This window comes from Methylobacterium sp. WL18 (assembly GCF_008040015.1).
GTDB classification, from domain to species: domain Bacteria; phylum Pseudomonadota; class Alphaproteobacteria; order Rhizobiales; family Beijerinckiaceae; genus Methylobacterium; species Methylobacterium mesophilicum.
On the sequence record NZ_VRVD01000143.1, the window covers coordinates 1 to 9,192 of the forward strand.

Annotated in this window: 10 protein-coding genes, 1 tRNA gene and 2 pseudogenes; 6 read left to right on the forward strand and 7 right to left on the reverse strand. The window is 70.5% G+C overall.

All coding sequences use genetic code 11. From position 1 onward, the window contains the following. Positions 1-1,251, reverse strand: a 1,251-nt coding sequence (gene hrpB, locus FV228_RS12725) for an ATP-dependent helicase HrpB (RefSeq protein ID WP_147854957.1), incomplete at its 3' end; no start/stop codon positions are given. 153 nt (positions 1,252-1,404) lie between these two features. On the opposite strand from hrpB, the pseudogene FV228_RS12730 reads away from it, so the two are divergent. From FV228_RS12730 to FV228_RS12745, 4 genes and pseudogenes are all read left to right on the forward strand, one after another. Continuing rightward, positions 1,405-2,031, forward strand: a pseudogene (locus tag FV228_RS12730) (carboxymuconolactone decarboxylase family protein). Between the two features lie 150 nt (positions 2,032-2,181). Continuing rightward, positions 2,182-2,415, forward strand: coding sequence for a hypothetical protein (locus tag FV228_RS12735; protein ID WP_147854958.1), 234 nt, complete (start codon positions 2,182-2,184; stop codon positions 2,413-2,415). 107 nt (positions 2,416-2,522) lie between these two features. Further along, complete coding sequence (locus tag FV228_RS12740; RefSeq protein WP_246693895.1) at positions 2,523-2,909, forward strand: hypothetical protein; 387 nt, start codon at positions 2,523-2,525, stop codon at positions 2,907-2,909. 233 nt (positions 2,910-3,142) lie between these two features. After that, positions 3,143-3,859, forward strand: coding sequence for a YoaK family protein (locus tag FV228_RS12745; RefSeq protein ID WP_147854959.1), 717 nt, complete (start codon positions 3,143-3,145; stop codon positions 3,857-3,859). A gap of 19 nt (positions 3,860-3,878) precedes the next feature. Here FV228_RS12745 and FV228_RS12750 read toward each other — a convergent pair whose 3' ends face one another. From FV228_RS12750 to FV228_RS12770, 5 genes are all read right to left on the reverse strand, one after another. After that, complete coding sequence (locus tag FV228_RS12750) at positions 3,879-4,127, reverse strand: flagellar protein (RefSeq protein WP_147854960.1); 249 nt, start codon at positions 4,125-4,127, stop codon at positions 3,879-3,881. Between the two features lie 163 nt (positions 4,128-4,290). After that, entirely contained in the window at positions 4,291-4,671 is a 381-nt protein-coding gene (locus FV228_RS12755; RefSeq protein WP_147854961.1) for a hypothetical protein, read from the reverse strand. A gap of 3 nt (positions 4,672-4,674) precedes the next feature. Then, positions 4,675-4,905 carry a hypothetical protein gene (locus FV228_RS12760; RefSeq protein ID WP_147854962.1) on the reverse strand — a complete coding sequence of 77 codons (231 nt, stop codon included), beginning with the start codon at positions 4,903-4,905 and terminating at the stop codon, positions 4,675-4,677. A 103-nt stretch (positions 4,906-5,008) separates the two neighbouring features. Next, on the reverse strand, positions 5,009-6,598 hold the full coding sequence (locus tag FV228_RS12765) for a glucan biosynthesis protein (protein WP_147854963.1): 1,590 nt from the start codon (positions 6,596-6,598) through the stop codon (positions 5,009-5,011). Between the two features lie 94 nt (positions 6,599-6,692). After that, entirely contained in the window at positions 6,693-7,358 is a 666-nt protein-coding gene (locus FV228_RS12770) for an SCO family protein (protein ID WP_147854964.1), read from the reverse strand. A gap of 257 nt (positions 7,359-7,615) precedes the next feature. Between FV228_RS12770 and FV228_RS12775 the strand changes: the two genes are divergently transcribed. Beyond that, complete coding sequence (locus FV228_RS12775; RefSeq protein ID WP_147854965.1) at positions 7,616-8,518, forward strand: MBL fold metallo-hydrolase; 903 nt, start codon at positions 7,616-7,618, stop codon at positions 8,516-8,518. 92 nt (positions 8,519-8,610) lie between these two features. Here FV228_RS12775 and FV228_RS12780 read toward each other — a convergent pair. Continuing rightward, a tRNA-Pro gene (locus FV228_RS12780) sits at positions 8,611-8,687 on the reverse strand. Between the two features lie 158 nt (positions 8,688-8,845). Here FV228_RS12780 and FV228_RS12785 point away from each other — a divergent pair. Beyond that, positions 8,846-9,192: pseudogene (locus tag FV228_RS12785) on the forward strand (glycosyltransferase family 1 protein); the annotation flags it as partial.

Below are 9,192 nucleotides of genomic sequence, written 5' to 3' on the forward strand. Positions count from 1 at the left end.
CAATCGCGTGCCGACCTCGGTCAGGCGACCGTCGGCGTCGAGCGCCCCGAGGGCGGCCAGCATGGTGCGGGCCTCCGTGAGCGCCGGGGCGGGCGGCGGATCCAGGAAGGCAAGCGTGCCCGGGTCGGTCACGCCCCAGGCGGCACAGTCGAGCAGCATTCCGGCGAGGTCCGCGGACAGGATCTCCGGACGGGTGAACGGTTCCAGCGCATTGGTGCCGGCCTCCGACCACAGCCGCCAGCACAGACCCGGCTCGGTCCGCCCGGCCCGCCCCCGGCGCTGGTCCACCGAGGCCCGCGACGCCCGGGCGGTGACCAGCCGGGTCAGGCCGAGCCCCGGCTCGTAGACCGGCACGCGGGCCAAGCCGGAATCGACCACGATCCGGACGCCCTCGATGGTCAGCGAGGTCTCGGCGATGCTGGTGGCCAGCACGACCTTCCGGGTACCGGCCGGCGCCGGCGCGACGGCGCGGTCCTGCTCGGCCGGGGTGAGCGCTCCGTAGAGCGGGGCGAGCTGGACTTCCGGCCCGACCTTGTCGGCCAGGAGGTCGTGGGTGCGGCGGATCTCGGCTTGTCCCGGCAGGAACACCAGCACCGAACCCGGGTCGGCCCGGAGCGCGCGCAGCGTGACCTCGGCCACCGAATCCTCGATCCGCCGGTTCGGGTCGCGCTCGGCGTACCGGGTCTCCACCGGGAAAGCCCGGCCCTCGGACGCGACCACGGGGGCGTCGCCGAGCAGCCGCGCGACGCGGGCGCCATCCAGGGTCGCGGACATGACCAGGATCCGCAGATCCTCACGCAAACCGCCCTGCGCGTCGCACGCGAAGGCCAAGCCCAGATCGGCGTCGAGGGACCGCTCGTGGAACTCGTCGAACAGCACCGCGCCGATGCCCGCGAGTTCCGGGTCTTCGAGGATCATGCGGGTGAACACGCCCTCGGTCACGACCTCGATCCGGGTCCGCGCCGAAATCTTCGAACCGAGCCGCACCCGCAGGCCGACCCGTTCGCCGACCGGCTCGCCCAGGGTCTGCGCCATCCGGGCGGCGGCGGCTCGGGCCGCCAGGCGGCGCGGCTCCAGGAGGATGATCTTGCGTCCCTCAAGCCAGGGGGCGTCGAGCAGGTCGAGGGGGACGCGCGTGGTCTTGCCGGCGCCGGGGGGCGCCACCAGGACGGCGGCATTCCGGGCGGATAGCACCCGACGCAGTTCGGGGAGTGCGGCCTCGATCGGCAGCGCGGAGGTTGGACCGGCCATCGCCTCCGCTGATGGCCCGGTCCGGCGCGGGGCGCAACCGCCCGGCGCTCACACGTGACGCCGAGGCGCGATCGACACCGATCGGCCGCCCCCTGCCCTGGCCGGCGCCGCAGGCAGGGGTGAACGTACGCGCAACGATCCGGGAGTGAAACGATGCGCATCCGCCCCGCCGCCCGCGCCCTGGCGCTCGCGGCCCTGTTCCCCACCCTCTCGATCGCGGCCGAGGAGCGCCTGCCGACCATTCCGCCGCAGGCTTATACGCCTGAGCAGAGGCAGGCCGCCGAGGCGTTCGAGCAGGCCCGCGGCAAGCCGCCGTTCGGCCCTTTCCAGCCGCTGATGCACTCGCCCGAGGTGATGACCCTCGCCCGCGCGATGGGCGACTACCTGCGCTTCAAACCGAAGATCGGCACGACGCTGTCGGAACTGGTGATCCTGCTCACGGCCCGGCGCTGGACGCAGGATTACGAGTGGTATGTCCACGCACCCATCGCCGAGTAGGCCGGCATCGCCCCCGAGATCGTCGCGGCGATCCGCGATGGGCGCCGGCCGGCCCGGATGAGCGAAGACGAGACGATCGTGTACGACTTCACGACCGAACTGCAGGATACCCGGCGCGTCTCGGATGCGACCTACGCCCAGGCCGAGGCTCGGTTCGGGAACCCTGGTATTGTCGATCTGGCCGCCATCTCGGGTTACTACACCTTGCTCGCCATGGAGCTGAACACGGCGCGCTACCCGATTCCCCAAGACGGTCAGCGCCTCCCGCGCCTTCCGGAATGAACAGGGTTCTCCACAGCGCCCTGGCATCCTGATCCCCGTTATCCACAGGGTTTGCCCAGGCTCATGACCGTGCTCGTCTTGGCGTTGACGAAGCGTTAACCCTTTTGAATTGTTCTCTCTTTGTTCCAGGGCGTGACGAAGGAGACCCCGATGCTGTCCCAGGCGCTTGCCGCACAGAAGGACCATGCCTGCCCGGTCGACGCGATCAGCCGCGCCTATCTCGGCTTTGCCGGCGGCGATGCCGGCATCGCGCTCCGCTGCGCCATCGCCGACGCCCTGTCCGACCTGATGGATGCCGAGCGCCGGACGCGCGAGCGCAGCCGCCTGATCTCGCGCGGCTACGTCCGAGAGGCGCCGATGATCACCGCGGAGGCTGAAAGCTGAACGTTGGCTGCAGCCGGACTTCAGCGCCGATGCAGCGACGCCGAGGCATTCTGTCCTCCGTGATCGGGATCGCCCCGGTGATCCCGCGCATCATTCGGAGTCAGATCATGAAACGGATCGCTGTGCTTTCGGCCGCCGCGCTGATCGGCGCGGGGACCCTCGCATCCACGACCGCCGAGGCGCGCGGCGGTGGTGCCGTCGTGGCCGGGATCATCGGTGGCTTGGCGGCCGGCGCCCTGATCGGTGCGGCCGCCCAGGCTGCGCCGGGGTACGGCCACGCGTACGGCGTCCAGGAGGAGGGCTACGGGCCGATCCCCGTGGTGGTCCGGCCGCGCCCGATCTACCGCGCCTACGACGCCGTCGAGCCGGTCTACGCCACGCGGCGCGTGGTTACCTACGAGCGCGTCCCGGTGGGCTACGGTCACCGCCGCTGGCGAGACGAGGCGGATTGCGACGACGAAGGCGGCTACGGTCGGTACGACCGCGGCTGGTGAGGATGGGACGGTGCGACGATCCCGGCGGGCGACCCTGACGGTGATGTCGGGATCGTTTCGTGTGCAGCGGCATCGGAATGGTCTCGTCCCGCTCGGTCGTCCGTCTACGACGGCGCTTGGTCCGGAAACGCGACGCAGGGCACTACTGCGCCGCGGTCGCGTACCCGATCGCGGGCGGGTCGGGTACGATCACCGACTCAATCCGGACTGATCCAAACGGCATCGGCGATTCCATGCTTGTCCATGAAGGCGAGACGCGCACCCGCGATGCCGACCTGACCCTGTCCTGGTCCCTGGCGGCGGTGGCCGGCGCCCTGAACACGGCGGGCTTCTACGCGGTCGGATTCTACGCCTCGAACATGACCGGCAACGTGTCGGCGATCTCGGACCGAGCCGGGACCGGCGACCTGATCCTCGCCGCCCAGGCGCTCCTCCTCGTCATCCTGTTCGTGCTGGGCGCCGCGACCTCGACCCTGCTGATCCGCCGGCGCCGGCGCCACGCCCCCTCCGGGGCTTACGCCTACGGCATCCGGGCCGAAGCCCTCCTGCTTGCGGCGATCGGTCTGATCGCACTCCCACTGGCCGAGCCGGCGCGGGGCGAGGCTCTGGTGTTCGGCCTCAGCTTCGTCCTGGGCCTGCAGAATGCCGTGGTGACGAAGATCACGGATGCACGGGTGCGGACCACACACGTCACGGGAATGATCACCGATATCGGGATCGAACTCGCGCGCTGGCTCGACCGGAGGGCCGGCGACCCTTTGGCGAAACGCCATGACCCCGACAAGCTGCGGCTCCACCTGATGACGGTCGGCGCGTTCCTCGGCGGGGGCCTCCTGGGCGTGGTCGCGTACCGCGCGATCGGCGTCGGGCTGCTGTTCGCCGCCGCCGCGATCCTGGCGCTCCTGGCGGCCCCCACGATCGGCCCGCGCCGCTCGGCCCCGGCCGAGTGAGCGCGTCGTCGCGCGGCCCTCAGGCGGTGATGTCCAGCAACTGGCCGCTCATGCGGTCGGCGGTGCGCGCCACCGCGGCGTTCAGCGCGAAGGATGTCCGCGACCCGATCAGATCCGCGACGGTGCTCGACAGATCGACCTGCGCGGCGGGCGGCAGTGCCGCATCCCCGGCCGGCACGCCAATCTCCGCGATGCGCTGTGCCGCATTCCCGAGCCGGTCGTTGGCCCGGGTCATGCCGGCGGTCGCGGTCTGAAGCGCGTCGATCATCGTGGGCTCTCCTCCGCCGGATCATCGCACGGACTCGAGAGGCAAGGGTTTCGCGGATCGATCAAATGCAACGGATGACGCCGATCGCATCCGCTCAGGTTCTGCGGTCGATCAGCCGATACCAATTCGGGTGCAGGCGTCCGACCTGAGCCGGACCCGCGTGTCACCAGCCGCAATTGGGCATGGGCGGCTGCGGCTTGGCCAAGGCGGCCTTCTCGATCGCAACCACCGGTCCCCAGGCGTATTTCTGCGCGTGCGGCGTGACGTTGGCGAACAGGCAGCCGAGCTGGAAGTGGCTGGCGCCCATTTCGCCCGAGAAGCCCATGCAATCCAGGAAGGTCCAGGTTTTCGGGGCCGGGATCATCGAGCGCCAGCGCGGCATCGCTACGGGCGCGCAGACCTTCACCGCCCCGGTGCCGTCATCGGCGTTCAGGGCGCCCTCGGGCGTCTGCCCCCGGGCCGGCACGGAGGTCAGGCTCGCCGCGAGCAGGGCGGACAGGATGGCGCGGCGTGATCCGGGCCGGGTCGACAGGAATGCGTTCATCGGTCAGTGCATCGTCCGCCAGAGTGTCGCGAGGATCGCGAAGCCGATTACGTTGTACAGGATCGCCCAGATCCAGACGCCCAACACGGCCCCGCTCGGTTGCCGGGGCCGCTGGCGACCGAGGCGCAGGCGATCCCGATCCTCGGGCGTCGGCCAGATCGCGCTCTTGGGCGCTCTCAGCAGCCGAGTCAGGGCGTCGGGCAGATCGGTGCCGGGCGGTCGTTCGCCGTTCATGACGGCCTCGGATGCGGGCGATGGGACAAGCCGGCGGGTGCGGCCGGGGCTCGACCTTCTAGAGGCAGCCGGCCTGCGCCGGCAATGCGCCCGGTCGCACCGCCTACAATACCGTCCCGGGCGCCTCGGGATAATACTGGTATGCCCAGGTCTCTGAGAGAAGGCGGTCCCCACTCTTGAGCTGCAGCCGCATCTCGATCGGCTGCGGCCCTTCGGCGTAGACCTTCAGGAAGACCCGCCAGGGGCTTGGCTTGCCGTAGGGCGCCCAGGTCGCCCCGACCTCCTCGGCGCTGCCCCGGGACAGCGTCAGGGCCACCTGCGCCTTCTCCGGGTCGAGACCGGCCAGGGCCGCACCCTCGAACTCCAGGACGAACTGGCGCACGAGGTTCGCCCGGCCCGGCCGCCGGTCCGCGTCGGACAGCCAGGACGCCTTGGTCGCCCGGGTCGCGACGCAGCGGGCGAGATCGGTGGCGACCGGCTCGGTCACCGGCCAGTGCAGGCGATAGGCAAAGCTGCGCTCGGCACCCGCGGCGGGTGGGTCGGCCGGGACCCACATGGCGCCGATATTGTCGTCGGTCTCCTGGTGCGTCGGAATCTCGATGAGCTGCACGCTGCCCTTTCCCCAATCGCCCTGCGGCTCGACCCAGATGTGGGGGCGGTTCTCCTCGAAGCCGTCGTCGATGTAGGTGTCGAACGCCCGGTCGCGCTGGAGCAGCCCGAAGCCCTTCGGCGACGCATCCGCGAAGGCGCTGACGCAGAGGCGCGGCGGGTTGTTGAGCGGGCGCCAAATCATCTCGCCGGCGCCGGTCTGCATCAGCAGGCCATCTGAATCGTGCACCTCGGGCCGCCAGTCGCTGGCGAGGAACCGACTCATCCCCTCCGAATACCAGAGCATCGAGGTCAGGGGCGCAACGCCGAACCGCTCGACCGCCTTGCGGATATACAGAGTGCAGGCGACGTCGATCACCACGTGCGGCTCCTTCCGGGCGGTGAACCGGTACGCCCCGGTCAGACTCTGACCTTCGAGGAGCGCCAGCACCGAAACCGCCCCGTCCGCGGCGGGGGAGACGTAGAAGCGCGTGAAGACTGGAAATTCTTCCGTTTTCCCCGGCCCCGCCGCCGTATCGATGGCGATGCCCCGAGCGGAGGCTCCGTACTGCGCGCCGTCACCGGCGGCGCGGAAATAGGAGGCGCCGAGGAATGCCAGCCAGTCGCCGTCGTCACCGGGCCGGCCTGCCGCGACCTTCTGGAAGCGGACGCCGGCAAAGCCCGAGCCGTCGGGCAGGTCCTTGCCGGGATTGCCGGGCGGGTAGGCGAAGAGATCGCGGGAATACAGCACCTCCCGGGCTTGGCCGCCTTCCAGCGCAAAGATCTTCACCGGGTGACGGAAGAAGTTGCCGAGGTGGAAGAAGGTGACCGGGTACGGGCTCTCCGGGAACAGTGCGTGCGCTGGCGGGTAGCGGATTTCCTGAAGCGGTCCGTAGGTTAGCGCGTCGAGGGTCGGCGACGGGGGGGCCTCGGGGGGTGGCGTGTAGGGACGATCGCGCAGCGTGCGCGCCAGATCCTTCAGGCGTTCGAAATCCATGGGCTCCGGCGGCGCCAGGCGCGGCCCGCCGGATGCGGCCTCGGCGGATCGCGCCAGCGGCGAGAGGGCCAGCAGGCCTACGGCGGTCAGGGCGCGTCGCGTGATCAAGCTGAAACCTCCGGGAATCGCCCCTCCGACGACCCGCCGCGTCCTCTAGTCACGCTGGAATGAGCGCGCCATTGACGGCTCAGCCGGCTGAGGTTCAGCTTCGCGGGCCGCAGGCGTTGGTCGGACCGTTGGTCTCCCACAGCGCCGCGCCGCCACCGGGAGCGCACTGGCCCGGCAGGGCCAGCGTGATCAGCTTGGACAGCGTGCGGTCCTCGTCCTCCCCGTAGCCGATCTCGCCGACCATGCGGCCGGTCTTGTCGAACAGGCCGACTGTGGCGGAATGCTCCATCGTGTAGTCGCCGCCCGGGACCGGGACGCGCTTGTAGGCGACGTGGTAGGCGTCGGCCATGCGGGCGACCTGGTCGGGCGTGCCGACGAAACCGCGAATCCTGGGATCGAACGCGGTGAGATAATCCCGCAGGCTGTCGGGCGTGTCCCGCTCCGGGTCGAGGGTGACGAAAACCACGTTCAGCCGGTCTGCGTCACGCCCCATGCGGCCGAGCGCACCGGACAGGGTGGACAGCGTCGTGGGGCAGACCTCCGGGCAATGGGTGAAGCCGAAGAACAGGGCCGAGGGCTTGCCGCGCAGGTCCGCCTGGCTCACCGGGCGCCCGTCGAGATCCGCCATCGCGAAGGCGCCACCGACGCGGCGCGGATGCCTGAACTGCGATCCCTGTTGCAGGACGATCGCCCCCGTTCCCGTGGCGACCAGGGTGACGATGGCGGCGGAGGCGATGAGGGCGACGGGATTCGGTGCCATGCTCGAACCTGCGACGGGTGCGTCGATCGTTGCAATATGGGGTACGCCAGGCCGTGCGCGAAGCCGCTGCGGCGAGGGGGACGCCACAGCGGACCGGGAACCTGCCTCGGGAACCCCGGTTTGCGATACAGGAGCGGCCGACGCATCCGACGCCCGAGCCGCTGAGGCCGCAGCGTGAGAATCGTTGCCGTCGCAATGACTTGAGCGGGTCCCTCGATGCCGGCCTGCTCGGGCACCTGGCAGGGGAGCCGCCCGACATGGCCCAGCAGATCCCGGTCGATCCCAAAGCCCGCGCCGATGATCCGGCCCGTGATGCCGAGCGGGACGATTTCACCCACGCCGTCACGGGCGACGTGGCATATCGGCGGCTCGTGCTGGTCAACACCGTGTTCGTCGGCGCCCCCGGGTCTGGCGACCGCGGTTGGGTGCTGGTGGATGCGGGCGTGATGGGCGCGAAGGGCTCGATCAAGGCCGCCGCGGAAGCACGGTTCGGTGCGGGCGCACGGCCTGCCGCGATCGTGCTGACACACGGCCATTTCGACCATGTCGGCGTGCTGGAGGATCTCGCCGCGGAGTGGGACGTCCCGATCTTCGCGCATGCGCTGGAGCGCCCGTATCTCGACGGCAGCGCCTCCTACCCCACCCCGGATCCGAGCGTCGGCGGCGGATTGTTGGGCCGCCTGTCGCCGCTGTTCCCGACGCGGCCGATCGACGTGTCCGATCGGTTGCAGGATCTGCCGGCTGACGGGTCCGTTCCACCGATGGCCGGCTGGCGCTGGATCCACACGCCCGGCCACGCGCCGGGTCACGTCTCGTTTTGGCGGGAGGCCGACCGCATCCTGATCGTCGGCGATGCCTTCGTAACCACGGCGCAGGAATCGGCCTATGCGGTGGCGATGCAGGAGCCGGAGCTGCATGGGCCGCCCATGTACCTGACCCTCGACTGGAAAGCTGCGCGCCACTCCGTCCGGGCGCTCGCCGCCCTTGAACCCGAGCGGGTCATCACGGGTCACGGCCGTCCTTTGCAGGGAGCCGAGATGCGGCGGGCGCTCCACGCCCTGGCCGACACGTTCGACAATGTCGCCGTTCCCAAGAACGGGCGCTACGTGGACGAGCCGGCCCGAGCCGCGGACGGTACGGCTTACGCCCCGCCGGACTGATCGGCCGAACACGCGCGAACAGCGACGTCGCGGACCCGGATGCTTAAGGATGTTGCCCCGCGTGCTCGTACTCGCGATGGGCGAAGCCGATATGGTCGGAGTGGCCGGACTTGAACCGACGACCCCCTGTCCCCCAGACAGGTGCGCTACCGGGCTGCGCTACACTCCGACGCCACATGGGCACGGCGCTCTTAGCCGCCGCGCTGCGCCCGCGCAAGCCCTCGATGCCGGATCGGCGACCCTGGCCGTCTCCCGCTGGGGCGGTTACGGGAAGCCTCCGCTCCGCGTCTCATCGCGCCCAACGCTCGCGCCACGCTGTCGAGGATCATGACGGACCGACCGATTGCCTTCGATCTCACGCGCCTCGTCACACGGCTGCGCCACGCCAGCCCGTCGGGGATCGACCGGGTCGATCTCGCCTACGCGCGCTTTTATCTGAGGCGGCCCGGACCGGCCGTGGGCGTGGTCTCTACCGCCTACGGACCGCGGGTACTCGACCGGGAGCGCGCCTTCGCCATCGTCGAGGCGGTGGCGGCGGGTTGGGTCGAGGACCGGGACGCGCTCTCGGATCCGGTCTATCGCGGTCTCGCAGCGCGGCTCGGCGCGCCGCTGGCCTCCGCCCCGCCTGCGCAGGCCACCCCGGTCGAGGGTGTGCAGCGCCGCCGGATCCAGGC